The 20,040-nt window shown below is 71.6% G+C and carries 17 protein-coding genes; 7 read left to right on the top strand and 10 right to left on the bottom strand.

Features of this window, described 5'->3' with window-relative positions:
* Positions 1 to 82: 82 nt before the first annotated feature.
* From ACFWZH_RS38045 to ACFWZH_RS38025, 5 genes are all read right to left on the bottom strand, one after another.
* Positions 83 to 2,506 (bottom strand): hypothetical protein, encoded by a 2,424-nt coding sequence (locus ACFWZH_RS38045; RefSeq protein WP_384442620.1) that lies wholly within the window; start codon positions 2,504 to 2,506, stop codon positions 83 to 85.
* Between the two features lie 244 nt (positions 2,507 to 2,750).
* Entirely contained in the window at positions 2,751 to 3,449 is a 699-nt protein-coding gene (locus tag ACFWZH_RS38040) for a demethylmenaquinone methyltransferase (RefSeq protein WP_384442617.1), read from the bottom strand.
* 281 nt (positions 3,450 to 3,730) lie between these two features.
* Positions 3,731 to 4,312, bottom strand: coding sequence for a hypothetical protein (locus ACFWZH_RS38035; protein WP_384442614.1), 582 nt, complete (start codon positions 4,310 to 4,312; stop codon positions 3,731 to 3,733).
* A 7-nt stretch (positions 4,313 to 4,319) separates the two neighbouring features.
* Positions 4,320 to 5,519 carry a cyclic dehypoxanthinyl futalosine synthase gene (gene mqnC, locus ACFWZH_RS38030; RefSeq protein WP_384442611.1) on the bottom strand — a complete coding sequence of 400 codons (1,200 nt, stop codon included), beginning with the start codon at positions 5,517 to 5,519 and terminating at the stop codon, positions 4,320 to 4,322.
* A 146-nt stretch (positions 5,520 to 5,665) separates the two neighbouring features.
* Positions 5,666 to 7,552 carry a serine/threonine-protein kinase gene (locus ACFWZH_RS38025; protein WP_384442608.1) on the bottom strand — a complete coding sequence of 629 codons (1,887 nt, stop codon included), beginning with the start codon at positions 7,550 to 7,552 and terminating at the stop codon, positions 5,666 to 5,668.
* A gap of 167 nt (positions 7,553 to 7,719) precedes the next feature.
* Here ACFWZH_RS38025 and ACFWZH_RS38020 point away from each other — a divergent pair, with 167 nt between their 5' ends.
* Positions 7,720 to 8,727 (top strand): alpha/beta hydrolase, encoded by a 1,008-nt coding sequence (locus tag ACFWZH_RS38020; RefSeq protein ID WP_384442605.1) that lies wholly within the window; start codon positions 7,720 to 7,722, stop codon positions 8,725 to 8,727.
* Positions 8,728 to 8,751: 24 nt separating this feature from the next.
* Here the strand turns inward: ACFWZH_RS38020 and ACFWZH_RS38015 are convergent, their stop codons facing one another.
* Positions 8,752 to 9,648, bottom strand: coding sequence for a menaquinone biosynthetic enzyme MqnA/MqnD family protein (locus ACFWZH_RS38015; protein ID WP_384442602.1), 897 nt, complete (start codon positions 9,646 to 9,648; stop codon positions 8,752 to 8,754).
* 249 nt (positions 9,649 to 9,897) lie between these two features.
* Between ACFWZH_RS38015 and ACFWZH_RS38010 the strand changes: the two genes are divergently transcribed.
* The 3 genes from ACFWZH_RS38010 to ACFWZH_RS38000 all read left to right on the top strand — a co-directional run bounded on the left by ACFWZH_RS38010 (position 9,898) and on the right by ACFWZH_RS38000 (position 13,846).
* Positions 9,898 to 10,101 (top strand): cold-shock protein, encoded by a 204-nt coding sequence (locus ACFWZH_RS38010; protein ID WP_360956489.1) that lies wholly within the window; start codon positions 9,898 to 9,900, stop codon positions 10,099 to 10,101.
* Positions 10,102 to 10,730: 629 nt separating this feature from the next.
* Positions 10,731 to 11,042: a hypothetical protein gene (locus tag ACFWZH_RS38005; RefSeq protein ID WP_384442598.1), complete on the top strand. Its 312-nt coding sequence runs from the start codon at positions 10,731 to 10,733 to the stop codon at positions 11,040 to 11,042.
* A gap of 173 nt (positions 11,043 to 11,215) precedes the next feature.
* Complete coding sequence (locus ACFWZH_RS38000; RefSeq protein WP_384442595.1) at positions 11,216 to 13,846, top strand: tetratricopeptide repeat protein; 2,631 nt, start codon at positions 11,216 to 11,218, stop codon at positions 13,844 to 13,846.
* A 4-nt stretch (positions 13,847 to 13,850) separates the two neighbouring features.
* Here ACFWZH_RS38000 and ACFWZH_RS37995 read toward each other — a convergent pair whose 3' ends face one another.
* A complete protein-coding gene (locus ACFWZH_RS37995) occupies positions 13,851 to 14,063 on the bottom strand; it encodes a DUF397 domain-containing protein (protein WP_384442592.1) in 213 nt (70 codons plus the stop codon).
* Positions 14,044 to 14,895 (bottom strand): Scr1 family TA system antitoxin-like transcriptional regulator, encoded by an 852-nt coding sequence (locus tag ACFWZH_RS37990; protein ID WP_384442590.1) that lies wholly within the window; start codon positions 14,893 to 14,895, stop codon positions 14,044 to 14,046. Before ACFWZH_RS37990 ends, ACFWZH_RS37995 begins: the two co-directional genes overlap by 20 nt.
* Positions 14,896 to 15,011: 116 nt before the next feature.
* On the opposite strand from ACFWZH_RS37990, the gene ACFWZH_RS37985 reads away from it, so the two are divergent.
* Positions 15,012 to 15,239 carry a hypothetical protein gene (locus ACFWZH_RS37985; protein WP_384442587.1) on the top strand — a complete coding sequence of 76 codons (228 nt, stop codon included), beginning with the start codon at positions 15,012 to 15,014 and terminating at the stop codon, positions 15,237 to 15,239.
* A 117-nt stretch (positions 15,240 to 15,356) separates the two neighbouring features.
* On the opposite strand, the gene ACFWZH_RS37980 is transcribed toward ACFWZH_RS37985, so the two are convergent.
* Entirely contained in the window at positions 15,357 to 17,213 is a 1,857-nt protein-coding gene (locus ACFWZH_RS37980; RefSeq protein WP_384442623.1) for an AMP-dependent synthetase/ligase, read from the bottom strand.
* A 677-nt stretch (positions 17,214 to 17,890) separates the two neighbouring features.
* Between ACFWZH_RS37980 and ACFWZH_RS37975 the strand changes: the two genes are divergently transcribed.
* Complete coding sequence (locus tag ACFWZH_RS37975; RefSeq protein ID WP_384442584.1) at positions 17,891 to 18,145, top strand: hypothetical protein; 255 nt, start codon at positions 17,891 to 17,893, stop codon at positions 18,143 to 18,145.
* A 73-nt stretch (positions 18,146 to 18,218) separates the two neighbouring features.
* Here the strand turns inward: ACFWZH_RS37975 and ACFWZH_RS37970 are convergent, their stop codons facing one another.
* On the bottom strand, positions 18,219 to 18,959 hold the full coding sequence (locus ACFWZH_RS37970) for a TetR/AcrR family transcriptional regulator (protein ID WP_384442581.1): 741 nt from the start codon (positions 18,957 to 18,959) through the stop codon (positions 18,219 to 18,221).
* A gap of 142 nt (positions 18,960 to 19,101) precedes the next feature.
* Between ACFWZH_RS37970 and ACFWZH_RS37965 the strand changes: the two genes are divergently transcribed.
* Complete coding sequence (locus tag ACFWZH_RS37965; RefSeq protein ID WP_384442578.1) at positions 19,102 to 19,977, top strand: alpha/beta fold hydrolase; 876 nt, start codon at positions 19,102 to 19,104, stop codon at positions 19,975 to 19,977.
* Positions 19,978 to 20,040: the final 63 nt, after the last annotated feature.

Genomic DNA, 20,040 nt, shown 5'->3' with positions numbered 1-20,040 from the left:
GTCCTCCCGCGGCGCCCTCGCGCGTCCCCCGCGGACCGGGGGAACGCCCCCTGATCCGCCCCTGGTCGACGTCGGTCCGCGCCTAGTCGACGTCCACGTCGCTGACGGACCAGGTGGCGAGCGCCGTGCTGAAGATCTTGTCGGTCTCCGGCGCGTACAGCGCCTCCAGGCACTCGTAGTAGATGCTGTACTCGGTGCCGTCGGCGGCGAGATAGGCCTGGTCGACGGCGTGCACGGTGTTCCCCGTGTCGTTGACGTAGGTGAACTCCCAGCGGGCGCCCGGGCTGCCGCGGAAGGTATTCCGCTTCAGCTCCATGCGCTGGTAGTTCGTCCGCTTCCCGGCGCCCTTCTCCATGGTCAGGAAGTTGTCGTAGGAGGACTGCGGGGCGTTGGCGATCACGCCGATGCGCAGGTACTGCTTGCCGACCGGAGCCTTGTAGTCGGTCTGGGTGCCCTTGGGCTCCCGCTTCCAGTCCTGCCGCACGGCGACCGAGAAGCCGTTGGGGTCGTCCTTCTGGACGAAGCCGGCGGGCACGCCGGCGGCGGCCTGGTCCGTGGGGGTAACGGTCGGCTCTCCGCTCGCGGTGGCGCCGGGCGACGGGGTGGGGGTCGCGGACGGGCCCTGCGCGGGCGGTGCGCTCTTGGCCGGGGCCGGCCTGTCGGCCTTCTTGTCGTCGCCGCGGTCGGCACTCCGGTTGTCGCCGCCGCGGTGGTTGGTGAAGTACAGCGCACCGGCCATCGCCCCGCCGCCGACCAGGAACGCGGCCAGCGCCAGCGCCAGCCACTTCAGCGCACGGCGGCGGGGCCTGGCCGGCTCCGGCGCCGGGTCCGGCCCGGACCGCACCAGCGGCAGATCGGGCGCGGTGGGGGTCGGCGGCGCGGGAGCGGGCGCCGAGGGTGCGGGCGCGGCGGCAGCAGGGGGGTGGGGAGCGGCCTCCGCCCCAGCGGCCGGAGCGGCATCCGGGACGGTCTCCGCCGGAGCGGCTGCCATGGGGGCGGCCGGGGTGGCACCCGGGGCACCGTGCGGCGCTGCCGGGGCGGCGCCGTAGGGGCCGGGCGTCGGTGCGGTCGGCCCGCCGCCGCGCCCCACCATCCGCAGCAGGTACGGCACGACCAGCACCGCGCCGAACGTCCACAGCAGCGCGAACAGCAGCGTCTCGGCGCCGCCCGCGGCGAGTTCACCGTGCGCGCCGGCGAGGCGGCCGCCGTACCCGCTCCCGTAACCGCCGCCGTAGCCACTGCCGTAGCCGTCCCCGTAGCCGTATCCGCCACCGCTCCCGGCACGGAACGTCGCGCTCACGCTCGCGCCCGCGACCAGCACCAGCAGCACCAGCGAGACGACGAAGAAGCCCGCGGACAGCAGCGCCTCGCGGCGGTCGGCGCTGCGCCGTACGACCAGGAAGCCGACCAGCAGCGCACCGACCAGCCCGCCGGCCAGCACGCCGAACAGCACCCAGCCGCCGCTCAGATGGCTCAGCTCGCCATAGCCGAGCGACAGCCGGCCGGAGTCCAGGAACGGGAGGGCGGGGAGGTTCCACTCGGCGTTGACCGGCGCGCCCCAGGCCATCGCGAGCGCCAGCGCACCGATGTTGGGCAGCAGCACCAGCGCGGCGACGACCCCGCCGCCGTCGAGGTCCTTGGCGTTGGTCAGCAGCACCACGACGGCGACGACGCCCGCCAGGGCGACGACGGCCAGCAGCGCGAGCAGCGCGGTGCGCAGCGCCCCGAGGGCGATCCGCCAGGCGGGCCGGGCGGCGAGCCAGGCCCCCGCCTCGCCGCGCCCCACCGCGGCACCGCACACCGCGGCCGCCAGTAGGAAGGACCACAGCAGCGCGAGGAACGGCGCGGACGACAACTCGACGCCGCTGTAGGAGGGCTGGGCCAGCAGGCCCAGGGCGAAGGTGCCGGCGCCGCAGAGGGCGGCCACCCGCAGTACGGTCTCCAGCACGGCGGTCCGGGCGTCGGCCGCCGGCCCCGCTATGGGTGCCCCGGCGGCGGTGGCCAAAGGGGCGGCGGCGAACCGGCGGGCGCCCGCCGCCAGCAGGCCCGCCCACGCCACCGTGACCACGAGCGGCACCAGCGACAGCGTGGCCTCCCCCGAGAGCCCTTCGCCGAACGGCCCCAGGGACGCCCCGGCGTCTCCGGCGAGGGTGACCGAGCCGCCGACGCTCTGCAGCAGCAGCGCCAGCGCGATCCGCATCCGTACGCCCCAGCCGAGCCCGCCCGAGTGCGCGTCGTCCGAGAAGAACATCGCCAGCACCGAGGCCAGTACCAGCAGCAGCAGCGTCGGCCCGGCGGCGATCTTGGCGGCCGCCTTCCAGTCGCCCCGTACCGTGCGGGCGAGCAGGGCGCCCACGGCCGAGGGCTGGGCGGGCGCGGCGTACGCGGGAGGGCCGGGCGGCGCGGCGGGGGCCGGCGGCTGCCCCGGGACCGGCGGCCTCGGCGGGGGCGGCGGCCCGTCGGGGGCGGGTGGCGCGGCGGCCTGCCGCTCCCGGCCGCAGCCCATGCAAAAGCGTGCCTCGGGTGGCGAGGCGGAACCACAGTCCGGGCAGAACGACGACACAGCGGACTCCGGGGAGATCAAGGGGCAGCACGAACAGCTACCGCGGGCGAACGTAGGGACATCACTGCCCCACGCTTGGTTCCCGTCGGTGCGCGCCCGGTGATGCGGAGTTACCCGAGCGAGTCCCGGCGAGTCCGAGCGATGCCGTATCCCGCCGGACCCGGGCGCCGCTGCCCCCGGCTCCGCCTCAGCCCGTCGGCTTCGTCCCCCGGTGCAGCGCCACGATCCCGCCCGTCAGATTGCGCCAGGCGACCTTGGTCCAGCCCACGCCCTGCAGCCTGGCGGCGAGTTCGGGCTGGTTGGGCCAGGTGCGGATGGACTCGGCGAGGTAGACGTAGGCGTCCGGGTTGCTGCTGACCGCGCGGGCGACCGGCGGCAGCGCTCGCATCAGGTACTCGGTGTAGACCGTCCGGAACGGCGCCCAGGTCGGCTCGCTGAACTCGCAGATCACGACCCGGCCGCCGGGCTTGGTGACCCGGTACAGCTCCGCCAGCGCGGCATCGGTGTCCTGGATGTTGCGCAGCCCGAAGGAGATGGTCACGGCGTCGAACACATCGTCCGCGAACGGCAGCCGGGTCCCGTCGCCGGCGGTGAACGGCAGCCACGGATGCCGCTTCTTGCCCTCCCTCAGCATGCCGACGGAGAAGTCGCACGGCACGACGTGCGCGCCGGTGCGGGCGAACGGCAGCGAGGAGGTGCCGGTGCCGGCCGCGAGGTCGAGCACCCGCTCGGTGGGCCGGGCGGCCACCGCGCGGTCCACCTCCTTGCGCCACAGCCGTGCCTGCCCCAGGGAGAGCACGTCGTTGGTGAGGTCGTACCGTGCCGCCACGTCGTCGAACATCGCGGCGACTTCGTGCGGCTGCTTGTCCAGGGATGCTCGGGTCACCGGGCCATTGTCCACCGTGCGCCGGCGGCGCCCCGCACCGGGCACGGCCCAGCGGGCCCGAGGCCGGAGGTCTGGTCGGGGACGGCCGGCTGCCCCCCTCAGAACATCCGGGCGGTCCAGCGGTGCGCAGTGCATCGTGAGCGGCCGGCGCCGGCCGTCCCCGCGACAACGATCATGCCGCCGAGAATGCCTCGTTCCGCTTGTGTTGACGCCGCCCTGACGTGGGGCGGGGGCGCGTTGACGGCGCCTTGACAGCACCGGCCGCGCGGCGGGGCCCGCGCTCAGCGGCGGCGGTGGACCAGGCGGCCGGCGAGGACCGTGGCCAGCGCACTGCCGTCCGCCGCGAAGACGGCGAAGTCGGCCGGGCCGCCGACGGTCAGCGTGCGGGTACTCGGGCCCGGCAGCTCCGCGAGCCCGGACCGCTTGACGGCCGTGCGGACCGCGGGCCGGGTGAACGGGCCGGTCAGCGCGGTCGTCCCAGCGGCCAGCAGGCGCTGCAGCCCGCGCCGGGCGCTGGCGCCCCAGCGGGCGTCGGTCATGTCGAGGGCCGCGAGCGCCTCGCCCGTGATCGGCTCGCTGCCCAGCTCGTCGGCCTCCCGCGGGTCGGGGTGGTAGGCGGCCTCCAGCAGCGCGGCGCCGTCCGGTTCGTAGCGCCCGGGGGTCAGTACGCCGTCCCACTCGCGGACGCGCACCCCGCTCCCGGCCGCCGGCTCCGCCTGCGCAGCGGGCGCGTAGGCCGCCCACAGCTCCTCGTACGGGCCGACGGCGGCGAGGCGGGCGCCGTCCACGACGACCGCATGCCCTTCGGCCAACTCTCCGTCGTGCACGAGCCGGACCCCCCGCACACGGTGAAGTGTCAGCACCGGAGGCTCAGTTCGCCTCGACGAGCTTCAGTTCCGGATGGGCCGTGCCGCCCTCGATGGCCGTCGAGGACAGATGCGAGACGACCTTGTCGTCGACGGGGTCGTCGGCCGGGTCGTCGTGGACGACCAGGTGCTCGTAGGTCGTGGCGCGCTGCGCCGGGACCCGGCCCGCCTTGCGGATCAGGTCGATGATCTCCATGCGGTTGGAGCGGTGCTTGGCGCCGGCCGAGGAGACCACGTTCTCCTCCAGCATGATCGAGCCGAGGTCGTCCGCGCCGTAGTGCAGCGACAGCTGGCCGATCTCCTTGCCGGTGGTCAGCCACGAGCCCTGGATGTGCGCGATGTTGTCGAAGAAGATCCGGGCGATGGCGATCATGCGCAGGTACTCGAAGAGGGTGGCCTGCGTCCGGCCCTTGAGGTGGTTGTTCTCCGGCTGGTAGGTGTACGGGATGAAGGCGCGGAAGCCGCCCGTACGGTCCTGGACGTCGCGGATCATCCGCAGGTGCTCGATCCGCTCGGCGTTGGTCTCGCCGGTGCCCATCAGCATCGTGGACGTCGACTCCACGCCCAGCCTGTGGGCCGCCTCCATGATCTCCAGCCAGCGCTCGCCGGACTCCTTCAGCGGCGCGATGGCCTTGCGGGGGCGGGCCGGGAGGAGTTCAGCACCGGCGCCCGCGAAGGAGTCCAGCCCCGCGGCGTGGATGCGCTCGATGGCCTCCTCGACCGACACCTTGGAGATCCGGGCCATGTGCTCGACCTCGGACGCGCCGAGGGAGTGGATGACCAGCTGCGGGAAGGCCTTCTTGATGGCGGAGAAGTGCTTCTCGTAGTACTCGACGCCGTAGTCCGGGTGGTGGCCGCCCTGGAACATGATCTGGGTGCCGCCCAGTTCGACGGTCTCCGCGCAGCGGCGCAGGATGTCGTCGAGGTCGCGGGTCCAGCCCTTGGCGGTGTCCTTGGGCGGGGCGTAGAAGGCGCAGAACTTGCAGGCCGTCACGCACACGTTGGTGTAGTTGATGTTGCGTTCGATGATGTACGTCGCGATGTGCTCGGTGCCGGCGTAGCGGCGGCGACGGATCGCGTCGGCGGCGCGGCCCAGCGCGTGCAGCGGCGCGGAGCGGTACAGGTCGAGCGCTTCCTCCGGCGTGATGCGGCCGCCCTGTGCGGCGCGGTCGAGTACGGACTGGAGGTCGGCGTTCTCGGTCACCGGGGCGTCCCTTTCGCAGGCGGGCATCACGACTGAACCAGCGTACGTCAGGGGTCCGACAGTCTCGCTGGCGGCCGGTCCGCGCGGCCTCGTCACTCGGACCGGCCCTCGGTCGGCGATCGGCTCAACGCTTGGTCAGCGCCTGGTCAGCGCTTGGTCAGCGTCGCCTTCGGCGTGCCGCCCGCGTCGTCGTCCGAGGCGAACGCGATCGTGGCGCCCCCCTTGCCGAGGGTGTACGTCACCCGGGACTTGTTGCCCGTGCAGCCCGGCCCCTGCTTGCCGTCCGGGCGCTCGACGAGCACCAGCCGCCCGGCGGTGGCCGACTCCAGCTTCGCCTTGGCCTCGCAGCGCACCAGCACCGCGTCGTAGACCGTGTGGATGACGTAGTCGCCCTTGCCGCCGGCCTCGATGGTGCTGGTCATCGTGCCGTTGGGGATCCCGTGCGCGGTGGTGATGCTGCCGGTCCAGGTGCCGAGGAACGGCTTGGCGACGGAGGGTTCGCCTCCGGGGTTTGCGGGGTCGGTCGGACCGGCCGTGGGCGAGCCGTCGGCCGGCGGCTTGGCACCGGTCTGCGGTCCGGCGTCGGAGCCCGTCCCCGGCAGCAGGCGGAAGACGAACGCCGCCGTCGTCGCGGCGGCCAGCGCCCCGGCCACCGACAGCACCAGCGTGCAACTCACCCGCCGCGGCCGGTCCCTGCCCGCCACCGCACCGGTCAGTGCGATCCGCCGCTCCTTGGGCGCGGCGGGCCCCCCGGCCCCGGTCGGCAGGTCGGCGATACCGGAGGCGGTCGGGGGGTGGGCGGGACCCGGTGGCGGCGTCTGACCGGCGGCGGCCGGCCAGGACGCGGGCCGCGGCGGGGGGCCGGGCGGCTGGGCGGGCGCCTGGGCGGAGGTCCCCGGGGCGCCCTCGGCCTGGACCTGCGCGTCGAAGGGCACCAGCCCCGACGCCGCTCCACCGGCCGCCGGCCCGCCCGATCCGCCGGACGCGGCGCCACCGGACGCGATCCCGCCGGCCGCCCCGTACGAAGGATCCGGCGGCCCGAACGCCCCTCCGGGCACCGCCCCCGGCACCCCCACGGCGGCCGGGGCCGCGGCCGCCGTCCCCGAGTCCGCGCCCGCCCCCTCCCCCGCATCGAGGTTCAGCAGCTCCACCGCCTGCCGGCTGACCCGCTCCACCAGCGGGCCGGGCAGCCAGCCGGCCCGCACCAGTCCCGCCGCGCCGCCACTGCCCTCCCCCGAGAGACGGGCCGCCAGCGCCTCGGGGGCGGGGCGGTCCGCGGGGTTCTTCGCGAGACAGGAGACCACCAGCTCCCGCAGCCCACCGGTGAGCCCCGGGCCGAGCTCCGGCTCCTCGTGGACGACCTTGTAGAGCAGCGCGGCGGACGAATCACCCGGGAACGGGCTGGTTCCGGTCGCCGCGAAGGCCAGCACCGCGCCGAGCGAGAAGACGTCGGCGGCACCCTCGGCCTTCTTGCCGAGGATCTGCTCGGGCGCCATGTAGCCGGGCGACCCCACCGAGACCCCCGTCGAGGTGAGCGAGGCCGTGCCCTCCGTGGCCCGCGCGATACCGAAGTCGATCAGCAGCGGCCCGTCCAGCGTCAGCAGCACGTTGGAGGGCTTGACGTCCCGGTGCACCAGCCCGAGCGCATGCACCGCGGCCAGCGCCTCGGCCAGCCCGGCGCCCAGGACCCGTACGGAGCGCTCGGCCAGCGGCCCGACATCGGCGACGGCCTGCGCGAGCGAGGGGCCGGCGACGTAACCGGTGGCGATCCAGGGGACCTCGGCGTCCGGGTCGGCGTCCAGCACCGGCGCGGTCCAGGCCCCGCCCACCCGCCGCGCCGACTCGATCTCCCGCCGGAAGCGGGCCCGGAACTCGTCGTCGACGGCGAAGTGCGCATGGACGACCTTGACGGCGACCGTCCGCCCGCCCGCGCTGCGCCCGAGGTAGACCCGGCCCATCCCGCCCGCGCCGAGCCGGCCCAACAGCCGGTATCCGCCCAGGACCCGCGGATCGTTCCCTGCCAGCGGCTCCATCGCGCCTCCCCCTCCATACGGCGCACCCAGCTTATGACCCATGTCATGCCCGGCCCCGTGAACCCGCTCCCCCACTTTCCCCGTCAAACAGGGAGTAACTCGCCCTTCCTGCCTCCAGCGGCAGGCCTGCCCTGCGGCAGCGTGACCGTCCCGGAGAGAACGAACCCGTGCACATCCGCAAGACAAGGAGTCGGGCGCTCCTCATCACAAGGAAACGGGCGCTCCTGATCGGCGCGATCATCACGGCCCTGGGGCTCGGCGCCTTCCCCGTCGTCAAATACGCGGACGTCTTCCCCGACACCGGCCGGCCGATGTCCTTCGGCCGTCCGCTGGCCGGTCCGCAGCCGCCGTTCCGTACGGCCGACACCCTCGCCGACGGCACCAGGATCGGCGTGACGACGCTCCACGGGAAGAAGTCCGGCTTCACCGGCAAGGTGTGGGCCTGGGCGCCCAAGGAGTACTACGAGGAGCGCTACCGCCACAGCGCGTTCCCGGTTCTGATCGCGCTGCCCGGTGGCCGCGGCTACCCGACGAACTACTGGATGCGCACCGACCTCAACCTGCAGCGCACCCTCACCGACCTGACCGCGCTGGGCCGCAGCAAGCCCTTCATCGTCGTCATGCCGGTCCTCAACCCCGACCGCCGCCACTACTACGACGGCAGTGACATACCGGGGCAGCCGAAGATGGGCAGCTGGCTCTCCGACGACGTCCCCGACCTGGTCAGGGCCACGTTCCGGACCTTCCCCAGCCGCGACGGCTGGGCGTTCATGGGCTCCTCGTCCGGCGGTTTCGCCGGCCTCAAGCAGGTGTTGCAGCACCCGGACCGCTTCCGGGCGGTGATCGCCAGCGGCCCGGACACCCGCCCGGACTCCCCCCTGTGGCGCGGCCACGAGAAGGAGAAACGGGCGAACGACCCCGAGCGGCTCGCCGCCCGCCTCGCCCGCCGCCCCGACGCCCCTCCCGTGCACCTCCAGTTCCAGATAGGAACCAAGGAAGGCGGCCGGGCCAACCTGGAGCGCTTCATCCGCCGGTACGCCAAGGGCCCGATCACCGCCGACCTGCACGTCATCCAGGACGGCGGCCACAACGCCAAGGGCTACGTCCGGGGCATGCGGGACGCGAGCCTGGAGGCCGTCAGCAAGCTCCTGCGCGGCCCTGCACCGACGGACTGACCGGGCGGGGCTACGGGGTGCCGGCTAGCGGGCGCCGCCCAGCAGCTCCACCTTCACATCCGCCGGCAACCCGATCGTCGGCCCGACCCGGCGGGCGAACTCCGCCACGCCCCGCAGCTGATCGGCCCCGAAGCGGAAGTCCAGGGTGGTGAAGTAGCGCTCCAGCACCGGCTCGTCGAAGGTCTCCCACCGGGCCGCCTGCTCGGCGACCTTGGCGACCTCCTCCAGCGAAAGGTCGCGGGAGGCGAGAAACGCCTCGTGGACCTGGTGCACCACGGTCGGCTCGCGCTCCAGATAGTCGCGCCGGGCCGCCCACACGGCGAAGACGAACGGCAGGCCCGTCCAGTCCTTCCACATCTGTCCGAGGTCGTGCACCTCAAGGCCCAGCCGCGGCCCGTCGTGCAGATTGGCCCGCAGCGCGGCGTCCCCGATCAGCACCGCCGCGTCCGCCTCCTGCATCATCAGGCCGAGGTCGGGCGGGCAGGTGTAGTAGTCGGGCCGGACCCCCACCTTCTCGGCCAGCAGCAGCTGCGCCAGCCGTACGGAGGTCCGCGAGGTCGAGCCGAGGGCGACCCGGGCGCCGTCCAGCTCCTCCAGGGGCTTCTGCGAAACGATCACGCAGGACATCACCGGGCCGTCGCAGCCGACCGCGAGGTCCGGGAAGGCGACGAGATCGTCGGCGGCGCGCAGGAATTCCACGAGCGTGACCGGCGCGATGTCCAGCTCCCCGCGGATCAGCTGCTCGCTGAGCTTCTCCGGCGTGTCCTTGCTCAGGTCCAGATCGAGCAGGGTGCCCGTACGGGCGAGGCCCCAGTAAAGGGGCAGGCAGTTCAGGAACTGGATGTGGCCCACCCGCGGCCGGCTGCGACGGTGGTCGCCATCGGCTCCTGCGGGCGTGTCTCCGAAGGTTGAATTGTCCACATGCGGAGGCTAGACCCGCACCTCAAGGGCCGACGAGGCGGGGCCGCGTATGGACATGAGTGCTGAGTGTTAAACGTGATCTTTGGCTCTTCCGCCTCGCGAGTGCACCATGCTACGCTCAGCGCAAGTTGCAGTTTGGTTTCCCTTGCAGTACAGAGCCTGCGGAGCATGTGACCCGCAGGCTTTTGTAGTTTTCAGACTTGTTTGCAGGTTCTGGAGCAGGGCAACCCTTTGGCCCAAGGAGGGCTTATGGCTACCGGAACCGTCAAGTGGTTCAACGCTGAAAAGGGCTTCGGCTTCATCGCCCAGGACGGCGGCGGCCCGGATGTCTTCGTCCACTACTCCGCGATCAACGCCTCTGGCTTCCGCTCCCTCGAGGAGAACCAGCAGGTGACCTTCGACGTCACGCAGGGCCCGAAGGGTCCGCAGGCGGAGAACGTGACCGCGAGCTAAGTTGCCCGGCCCGGAATTCTTCCAGGTCGCTCCAAAGTAGTACCTAAGGAGCCCCGCTCCGCCACTCCGGTGGCGAGCGGGGCTCCTGCCTTTCGTCCGCCGCCCCCGTTCACCGCGGCCTTTGCCACTGCCGACACCCGCCTTCGCCTTACGACCACCGCACCGCACCGCACCGGCACACAAATGGCAGCTACATGACATTTTCTCGGCCGGCCCATTGCGCACCGGGAAACACAAAACGCCAAACAACCGGAACGCGCCACAATTACGCCAGCACTCCGGCGCTCCGGCATCCGACAGCCGCCCCTCCAGCACTCCGGTGACGGAGCCCGCACCCGCCCGAACCCCCAACGCCCCAACGCCCCCGCGGACGCGCCCGACCGCACACGAGCCAGCCGCCCGCACCCGTCCGCGTATCGAACCGATCACGGAAAGTGGTCACATCGGTACATGGGGCGGCCTACCGTGGGCAGAATGAGCGAGCACTTGCCCCCGCAGAAGCCCTGCCCCGATTGCGGCGGCAGAGGCACCGTGGTCTGGGAGACACCGACCGGCGACGAAGTCATCACGCAGTGCTCCGGATGCGGCGGCACCGGAACCGTACTGGCGTAAGAGGAGGCGGAGGCGACGTGGCAGCCTTCAGCAGGAACGGCAAGCCGGTCGGCCTGGACGCGCAGTACGTCGGCAAGCTCCCGTGCTCCACCTGCGGCATACGCTCGATGAAGCTGCCCGGCCGCCAGGGCGGAGTCTGCATCCCCTGCTACGCCGACGAATGCGCGGCCGCAGGTCGACGGGCGGCGACGGCCGGCGCCTGGGTCACCGCGAGCTTCGTGGGCGACCCGTGCCTGGCGTGCGGATCGCGCTCCGTCGACGCCAACGGCTGGGCGTTTTGGTGCAACACCTGCGAGATGCAGACGGCGGTGGCCCTACCGCCTCGCTAGCGCCCCCGTGATGCGGGGGGGACGGTTTGGTTGCCCTCTCTACAGTTGCCGTGTCTACAACAGCCTTCCTGAGTAACGTAGATGGTGCGGGACGCACCTCGCCCGCACGGCTCCGGTGCGCTTGAGCGCCGCACCGCCGCACCGCCGCACCGCCGCACGATCCGAAGTCCGCCATGTTCAACGGCCGAGCCGAAAACTCACGCAGTCTGACGGCGCCGCTGCCCGCTCCGCGGTTCGTCGCCTGGTGGGTGTGGAGCGCGGTGGGGTTCGCGGGGCTGATCGCCGCACTGGCGTCGGCGGGATCCGGCCGCAGGGCCTGGGACGGGCCTCTCGGGTTCATCGGGCAGATCTTCGGCGGACTCGGAGCGGTCTTCCAGCCGGGCGCCGGCAAGGGCGCCTCGATCGGCGCACGACTGGCGTTCTTCCTGGGGGTGCTGCTGCTCCTGTACGTGCTGTGGCGGGCGACGCGCGCCTGGCTGGCGTACAAGCCCGGAGCGGTGGACGTGCAGCAACTCCAGGACGCCACCCCGGAGGGCACCCCCAAACCGTCCGACGCCGACCTCACCGCCAAGCTGCGCCGGCGCCTGTCCGACAGCAGCATGTACCCGCCGGCCACACTCCCCGCCCAAGCCCCCGCCGAGTCCTTTCTGGAACTGCTCGGCGACATCGAGATCGACCCCGACAAGCTGGGGACCGCGCTGCCGAAAATGCTCGGCCGGCTCCGTCCGAAGTTGGCCTACCGGGTCGGCGGACTCCTCCAGTTCCGCGACACCGGCCCGGATCAGTACGGCATGACGATCACCGTCACCGCATTCCTCTTCGGCGGCTCACGCGCGACGACCGTATGGGGCAGCGACTGGGACGACGTCATTCGCAAAGCGGGCAACTGGATCGTCAGCACGCTGCTGCCGGTGACCCGCGCCGGAAGGCTGCCGCCCTGGCGCCAATGGTGGGGCCGAGAGATCAAACCCGAGCTGTACGAGGCGTACCAGGAGGCGAACGAGCTGAGCCGCGCCGGACGCCACCACGAGGCCCTGGAGCAGTACTTCACCGCGATCCGTCTGGACCCCACGAACTCCTATCTGCGGGCCGAACTGGCCGAGACCCAGGAGAAGATGGGACTGCACATCGATGCGCTGGACACCTGCCAGCGGGCACTCACTCTCGACGGTCAGGATGCCCGCACATACCGAAAGCGGCTGTGGCAGAGCCGCTGGATTCCACACTGGCGCCGACTCCGCTACTTCCGGCACCCGCACCTCTACCGCGATCTGCTCGGCCTGCGCTATCGCAATTCCATCATCCTCGGCACGTCCGAGATGACGGCACGGCAGTGGTGCCGACGTATGGGAACCAACGGCTCCCACACACATGAGCAGCTGATTCCCCTCCTCGTCGATCGCTACTGGCAGACGGCCATCGGCCTGGACGACACCGACGCCCCCCGGAAACGGAGCGACCGGAAACAAGTGGGCAAGGAATCGCTGAGGCACACGCTGCAGCACAGTACGGACGAGAAGGAGATCCGCCTGGTGTTCCAGAGGGCCGCCCTGCAGGAGACCGCTCGCCTCGCCGCCGATGACGCCTGGGCCCGCTTCTGGCTCTACTGGCCCATTCGGGTGTGGAGCTGCGCTCTGGTCTTCTGGCCCGCCGCCTACTACCAGAGCGTGCGGGGTTCCCAGCAGCCCGTATCCCGCGGCGCCTTCCGAGTCAACCGGAAGGTGTGGGCTCCGCTCCGCCTGGAATGGGCGAATTGGGAGTACCAGAAAGACAAGCCGTCCCAGAAGTGGCGACGGCACTACGCCTGGCGACGCCCCGGCAGAAGGATGTCCTGGAGAAGGGTGAAGCCCACCCAACTCCGGCGCAGACTCCGTCTTGTGTCGAGGAGGCGCTCGCGTCGTGACTGGCTCACCCGCTACAACACCGCATGCGTCTACGCCGTGGCGATGAATGCCCAGCTCCGCAACCACACACAGCAGCAAGACCTGACCCAACTGGCCATCGAGCAGCTGGAAAACGCGGCACTGACCACACGCGGGAGTTTTGCGGTGGTGGAGCGCACATGGATGGTGGAGGAGGACCCCGATCTGGCCCCGCTCCGAAATCAGGACCTCTTCAACGACTTCGTCCGGACCGTGTACCCGAGTGCGGAGGCTTTCGAGCAGACCTCCCCCAGCATGCGGTCCGACGAGCAGCTGAGGGAGTACGACTACCGGCTCCTCAAGGAAATCGCCAAGGTGATGCAGCAGGTCTGGAACCAGCGCGGCGAGGGATACGACGTCGGCATCCAGTGCGCGACGGAATGGCTGCGCATCGAGCGGAAGATCTGGAGGTCTCTGCAGGAGATCTCCGACGACGCCAACATACGCAAGTGGCAGGACCGGGTGAGCCTCATCCGCTACATCCAGGCCAACTGCCAGCCGGCTTCCGCGTCTTCACCAGGCTTCCCACCCCCGCTGGCGCCAGAAGAGGCTGCTTCGCCGAACGGCCTCCCGGATGCGGGGAAAATTCATCGAACGCTCTCGGACCTGAAGCAGGACATGGACGCGGAAGACGCGCACTCACTGAGCGACGAGGGGCAAAGGGTCCTGAGGGAGGCTGCCGCGGACGGTGTGACCCGGTTGAATGCGCGGACGACCCGCTTGCTGGCCACAGGGTACGCGGCGGCATGGCAGACCCTCGACGACTGTCTGGAGCTGGAAGTCCAGGACCACCAACCGTTCCGCCAGGCCCTGAAAGACGTTCCGCAGCTGACGCGACGAGTCCCCACTCCGCCCCACGGAAGGCGGCTCCTGCCAGTGTGACGCGCTAGCGAAGCGCATCGCCCTTCACGGCCGTGATGAAGCGGTGCCAGGTGCCGGCGGGGAGGAGGAGGGCCCCGCCCTCGGGGTTCTTCGAGTCGCGTACGGGGACGAGGCCGGGTATGTCGTCGGCGACCTCGACGCAGTCACCGCCGGTGCCGTTGCTGTAGCTGCTCTTGCGCCAGGTCGCGGAGCTCAAGTCAGGCCTTCTGCTTGCCATTTCGGTACTCCTCTGCCGCTGCCTCGACCATGGCCAGGGACGCCTCAGGCGGTAGTGCGGCGGCCCTGAGCAAATCGTACGACTGTCCGTACTGCTTCACGAGCGCCGGGTAGTCGATGAGTTGGCCGCTGTGCAGGCCCTCCGTGTACACCACGGTGGGGGCATCGGAGAAGGCCATGATCTTGGTGTGGCCCATCATGAAGGGGTGCGGCGCCGTGTTGTGCGGAACGATCTGCAGAATCGACGGCGTCGCCTTCACCACGCTCGCGATGTGGCCCATCAGCTCCGCCATCTGCTCCGGTGGGAGCACCGGGCGGCGAATCACGGCCTCATCGATGATCGCCCAGAAGTACGGGGGCTTCTCCCTCGCGAAGAGTTGCGCCCGCTTCAGCCGCGCCGCCGCCATCTGCTCGATCTCGTCGGCAGCGCCCCACGGCATGGTCGACCGCATGATCGCCCGTGCGTACGGCGCTGTCTGCAGCAGCCCCGGGACGGTCCACGGCGCCCAGTCCTCGATCGTCTCGGCGTACTGCTCCATCTCCGCAACGTCCGCGAAGTATTCGGCGATCCCCGACTGCCGCGCCTTCCGCGCATCTTCACACCGTCGCGCGAAGAACCCGTCCGTCTTCAGTTTCTCGTCGACGTGGCGGGCCAGATCCTCCGGCATCCGCCGCTCGCCGCGTTCGATCTGGCTCAGGAACGAGACGCCGCGGAAGCTGCCCTCCGCGAGCTGTTCGAGTGTCAGGCCCGCCGCCTCGCGCTGGTAGCGCAACTCGGCGCCGTAGAAGGCCGGGACGCTCGCCGAGCCGTCGGGGTCTTTACGAGGAGGCATAACTCACCGCCGCTGTCCGCAAGTTGCGCTGCGCAACCCGATCGCCTTCCACGCTACGCGGGGCGGCGTCAGGCTGTGAGCAGTTCGTCACTATGCGCACAGGAAGGCGTACGCACATGCCCAGCCACATCCACGACGACCACCCGCACGGACTCGACGTGCACAGCTGCACCGAGCAGCTGCGGGCCGCGCTCAAGGACAACGGGATCACGCTGCCGTCGCTCGGCGTGGAGCTGCCGTCGCTCGCCGGTACCTACCTGCCGGCGCTGGTCGCGCTCGGTAACTGCAATACGGCCACCGCGCGCAGGCTCATCGAAGCGCTCCGCAAAGCGGCGGCGGAGTGAGGAGGCCGGAAAAGAGGCAGGCAAAGAGGCCCCGTGCCACCTCCCCCACAGAGGTGACACGGGGTTCCAGTTTGACGCGCCGAGGGCTTTCGCTCCAGAGCAGATGCGCTTCCGTTGTCACCTCGTTTCGTAAAGCGCCGCTATGTCTTTGGCGAAATCACGGGCCACGGCGGTTCGCCGGAGCTTGAGCGAAGGGGTCAGATGCCCTGATTCCGGGGTGAAGTCCGCGGGGAGGACGGCGAAGCGGCGGATGGACTCGGCACGGGAGACCAGTTCGTTCGCGTCGTCGACGGCGCGCTGGAGGTCGGCGAGCAGCCGCTCGTCGCGGACCAGCGCCGCCAGCGGCACATCCCGCTTCTTGTGCATCTGGCGCCAGTGGGCCAGGCCGTCGGGCTCCAGCGTGATCAACGCGGTGATGTACGGACGGTTGTCGCCGATGACCATGCACTGGCCGATCAGGGGGTGGGAGCGGAGGCGGTCCTCCAGGGGTGCCGGGGCGACGTTCTTGCCGCCGGTCGTCACGATGATCTCTTTCTTGCGGCCGGTGATGGTCAGATAGCCGTCCGCGTCCAGGGCGCCGAGGTCCCCGGTGGGCAGCCAGCCCTGCTGGTCGGTCGCGGGGCGGGCCGCGCCGAGGGCCGGGTCCCAGTAGCCGGCGAAGACATGGCCGCCGTACAGCAGGATCTCGCCGTCGTCGGCGATGCGTACGGCCGTGCCGGGCAGGGGCCAGCCGACCGTGCCGATGCGGGGGCGCAGGGGTGGGGTGACGGTCGAGGCGGCCGTCGTCTCGGTCAGGCCGTAGCCCTCGAAGACCTCGATGCCGGCGCCGGCGTAGAAGGCCGCCAGGCGGTGGCCGAGGGGCGAGCCGCCGCAGATGACGTAGCGGACCTTGCCGCCGAGGGCGGCGCGGATGCGGCGGTAGACCAGGGGGTCGTAGAGCTTGCGGGCGGCCTTGAGGGCGACGCCGGGGCCGGAGCCCTCGCCGTGCTCCACGGCCTCGACGGCCTCGCCGTAGGAGCGGGCGATACGGGCCGCGCGGTCGAAGGAGGAGGCGCGCCCCATCTTCTCGGCGGTGGCACGGCCGGTGTTGTAGACCTTCTCCAGGACGTAGGGGATGGCGAGCAGGAACGTGGGCCGGAAGGCCGCCAGGTCGGCCAGCAGGTCGTCGGTCTGGATGCTGGGGGCGTGGCCGAGGCGGACGCGGGCACGCAGGCAGCCGACGGCGACCATCCGGCCGAAGACATGGGAAAGCGGCAGGAAGAGGAGGGTGGAGGCGGGCTCCGCGCTCACCGACTTGAAGACGGGGTGGAGGAGTTCGACGGCGTTGTCGACCTCGGCGAAGAAGTTGGCGTGGGTGAGGGCGCAGCCCTTGGGGCGGCCGGTGGTGCCCGAGGTGTAGATGAGGGTGGCGAGGGAGTACGGGCCGGTGGCGGCGCGGCGCTCGTCCACCGCCTCGTCCGGGAGGTCGCGGCCCGCGGAGACGAGCTGGGAGACGGCGCCGGTGTTGAACTGCCACAGGTGGTCCAGGGCGGGGAGTTCGGTGCGGATGCCGCTGATCAGACGGGTCTCCTCGACGTTCTCCACGACGCAGGCGCGGGCGCCGGAGTCGCGCAGGAGCCACTGCGCCTGGTGGGCGGAGGAGGTGGGGTAGAGGGGGACGGTCACCAGGCCGGCGGCCCAGGCGGCGAAGTCGATCAGCGTCCACTCGTAAGTCGTACGGGCCATGATCGCCAGGCGGTCGCCGGGGCGGAGGCCGTAGGCGATCAGGCCCTTGGCGACGGCGCGTACCTCGGCGGCGAATTCGGCGGTGGTGATGTCGCGCCAGGTGCCGCTGGGCTGCTTGCGGGCGAGGGCGATGTCGGTGGGGGCCTCGGCGGCGTTGGCGAAGGGCAGGTCGCCGAGCGAGCCGCGGTCCACGGGCGGGGCGAGCGGGGGGACGTAGACCTCGCGGACTTCGCCGTTGTGGAGGGTTATCCGGGGTTCGGCAGGGGTGGGGTCGGGGGTCTTCCCCGGGGTGTTCCGGGAGGTGGTTCCGGAGGGGTGTCGGGGGGTGTCTCGGGGGGTCTCGGCCGGTCCGGCGGGTGCACTTTCCTGGTGGGACACGAGCGGCTCCTCGGTTCTCGTGCGGAGTGCGGTGTGGATCCTGTGGAGTGCGGTGGTGGGCGCGCCGGTCGCCCCGGGGGGAGGCGGCGGGTGCGACCCAACTGTCCGACGCCGTCGCGGAGTTGCCCCCTCCTCCTGACGCGCCAGTAACCTTACTTCGCGGTAAATTTACGCGAGGAGTGGGAGCCGGCCAATGCCCCGGGCGCAAAGTCCGGGACTTCCGTCCTGGCCCGAGGGGGCGTGACCTGGTCCTTCCGGCCGGGTGGGTCGGGCGAACGCTGCCCGTTCTTCCGATGTGTCCGCCATGGACCCTGAAATAGCGTTGCGGGCAGGAAGTCGACGCACCACGAGAAGGGTGACGAGCCGATGCCCGACATCATCCGCACCGCCCACCGCAACACCCGCAGCAACACCCCCACCGCCCGCACCGCCCTCGACGCAGCCCGCACCGCCCACGTCGGCCACACCGCCCTGCGTACCGCCGTCGTCGCGGTGGTCCTCGCCGGGCCGCGGCGGTCCCGGTCGGCGCGTTCGCCGTCGGAGCGCCCGTGCACCCCAAGGGCGTACGGGCCCAACTCTCCTACCTCGGCAAGCAGCCGGAAGAGGAGCGCAAGCCGCCGGAGGTGGAGGAGGAGCCGGAGGAGAAGGGGTCCGAGCGCCCGGCGAAGCGGGGTGGCGGGCGGCGGGCGGTCGCGGCCGTCACACACCGCAAGCCCACCGCTCCCGGGCCCGCCTGCGGCACGGCCGCCGCCCGCGGGGCCGCCGTCGACAGCGCCACGCGGAGGGGGGCCACGCGGCCCTGATGGTCGGCAGCGGGGCGGCCGCCGCGCCGGCCGGTGGCGGACCGTTCACCACCGGCCGGCGGGGCGATCAGCGCTAGGGCGTGTCCTCCCGCTCGTCCATGGGCGCCGGGTGGCCCTCGCGACCGGCGAGTCCGCCCGGCGTCCAGCGCTGCCCGCCCATCAGGCGACCGAGGCCCGCCCAGGCGAAATTCATCATCGTGGCCGCGGCGTCCTTCGCCGTGGGATGCTCCCGCTCCCCCGAAGGCCCCTCGTCCGTACGGACGTTGGCCCATTCGGCGAGCGACTCGGCCGCGCCCACGAGGGCGTGCGCCAGGCCCGCCACCTCGCGGTCGGCCAGTTCGCCGACACAGCCCGCCTCCTTGGCGGCCATACCGATGACCTCCGTGACGAAGGCGACGATGTCCGCCCGCAGCGCGGCGACTTCGCGGGCGAACGGCTCGCCGTGCGTCCGGGCCTGGTGGTGCAGTACGGCCCAGCCGTCCGGGTTCTCGGCGGTGTGCGCGAAGAAGCCCTGCAGACCGCTCCACAGTTGGCGGTCGGCCGTCGCCGCCGGCTCGACGGCCGCCGTCACGGCCGCCACCAGCGCCGCGGCCTCCCGCCGGATCACCGCGCTGAACAGCTCTTCCTTTGAATTCAGGTAGAGATAGACCAGCGGCTTGGAGACGCCGGCCAGCTCTGCGATCTCGTCCATCGAAGCAGTCCGGTAACCGCGCCGCGCGAACGTCAGCACCGCGGCGTCGAGCATCTGCTGCTCCCGGATCGCCCGTGGCACCCGCTTGCTCTTCACAGCTCCCACCCCTGGAAGTCCCTCCATCCCACCCCGTTACTGACGAGTAATTTTACGATCTTCGCCTCCCGCCCCTGGTTTCTTGACAGAATCTCCGCCGCAACGAGACGATACGTCTCGTCATGTTGTTGATGGCCATGTGCCCTACCTCTCCTCTGGAGGACAGACCGTGCAGCAGTTCATCGACGCCGCCCCCGGCGTCCGGCTGTGGACCGAGCAGCGCGGCGCCGCCGACGCTCCCCCGTTGCTGCTGATCATGGGCGCCCAGGCCACCGGGGTGGCCTGGCCGGAACCGCTGGTCGACGCGCTGGCCGCGCACCACCGGGTCATCCGTTACGACCACCGCGACACCGGCCGCTCCAGCCGGCCGTTCGAGGAGCGGCCCTACCGGATCGCGGACCTCGCCGCTGACGCGATCGCGATCCTGGACGGGCTGGGCATCGAGCGGGCTCACATCGTCGGCATGTCATTGGGCGGCATGCTGGCCCAGATGCTGCTCGCCGACCACCCCGACCGAGTACTCAGCGCCACTCTCTTCGGCACCTGTGCCCTCAGCACCACCCCCTACACCCGCCCCGACGGCGGCACCGTCCCGGTCGGCGAACTCCCTGGTATCGCGCCCGAGGTCCTGGAGTTGTGGGCCCGCCCGGTGGAGGATCACGGCCCGGAGGCGGAGGTGCGGCGCCGGCTCGAACACTGGCGGGTACTCGCCGGTGACCAACTCCCCTTCGACGCGGACTTCTTCCGCTCCCTGGAAGAGGGTGTCATCGCGCACACGGGGCACCACCGGGTGAGTACCGCACACGGCCGCGCGGACGACTCCGGGATGCTCCGTACCGAACCACTCGCCGCCAACCGCGTACCGGTCCTCGTGGTGTCCGCGCCCGCCGAACCGGTCTTCCCGCTGCCGCACCCCCAGCACCTCGCGCAGTGCGTCAACGGCGCGTACCTGGTCGAGATCCCGGGGATGGGGCATGCGCTGCCGCCGGCCGTACACGGCCCGCTGGCCGACGCGATCCTGGCGCACACGACGGCGGCCCGCTGACCCGGCGCCCGGCGCCCGGCCAAACGAACGGCGCCCCCGCAGCCGGTGTGCACTGGCTGCGGG

The sequence above is a fragment of the Streptomyces sp. NPDC059008 genome (assembly GCF_042749045.1).
In the GTDB taxonomy this organism is placed as follows: domain Bacteria; phylum Actinomycetota; class Actinomycetes; order Streptomycetales; family Streptomycetaceae; genus Streptomyces.
This window is presented reverse-complemented; position numbering and strand designations above follow the sequence as displayed.

What these genes read in the sequence shown, in the direction of transcription:
- ACFWZH_RS38045 (WP_384442620.1), bottom strand. Translation starts at nt 2,506, where the DNA reads ATGGGCTGCGGCCGGGAGCGGCAGGCCGCCGCGCCACCCGCCCCCGAC.
- ACFWZH_RS38025 (WP_384442608.1), bottom strand. Translation starts at nt 7,552, where the DNA reads ATGGAGCCGCTGGCAGGGAACGATCCGCGGGTCCTGGGCGGATACCGG.
- ACFWZH_RS38010 (WP_360956489.1), top strand. Translation starts at nt 9,898, where the DNA reads ATGGCTACCGGAACCGTCAAGTGGTTCAACGCTGAAAAGGGCTTCGGC.
- ACFWZH_RS38000 (WP_384442595.1), top strand. Translation starts at nt 11,216, where the DNA reads ATGTTCAACGGCCGAGCCGAAAACTCACGCAGTCTGACGGCGCCGCTG.
- ACFWZH_RS37995 (WP_384442592.1), bottom strand. Translation starts at nt 14,063, where the DNA reads ATGGCAAGCAGAAGGCCTGACTTGAGCTCCGCGACCTGGCGCAAGAGC.
- ACFWZH_RS37990 (WP_384442590.1), bottom strand. Translation starts at nt 14,895, where the DNA reads ATGCCTCCTCGTAAAGACCCCGACGGCTCGGCGAGCGTCCCGGCCTTC.
- ACFWZH_RS37985 (WP_384442587.1), top strand. Translation starts at nt 15,012, where the DNA reads ATGCCCAGCCACATCCACGACGACCACCCGCACGGACTCGACGTGCAC.
- ACFWZH_RS37970 (WP_384442581.1), bottom strand. Translation starts at nt 18,959, where the DNA reads ATGGAGGGACTTCCAGGGGTGGGAGCTGTGAAGAGCAAGCGGGTGCCA.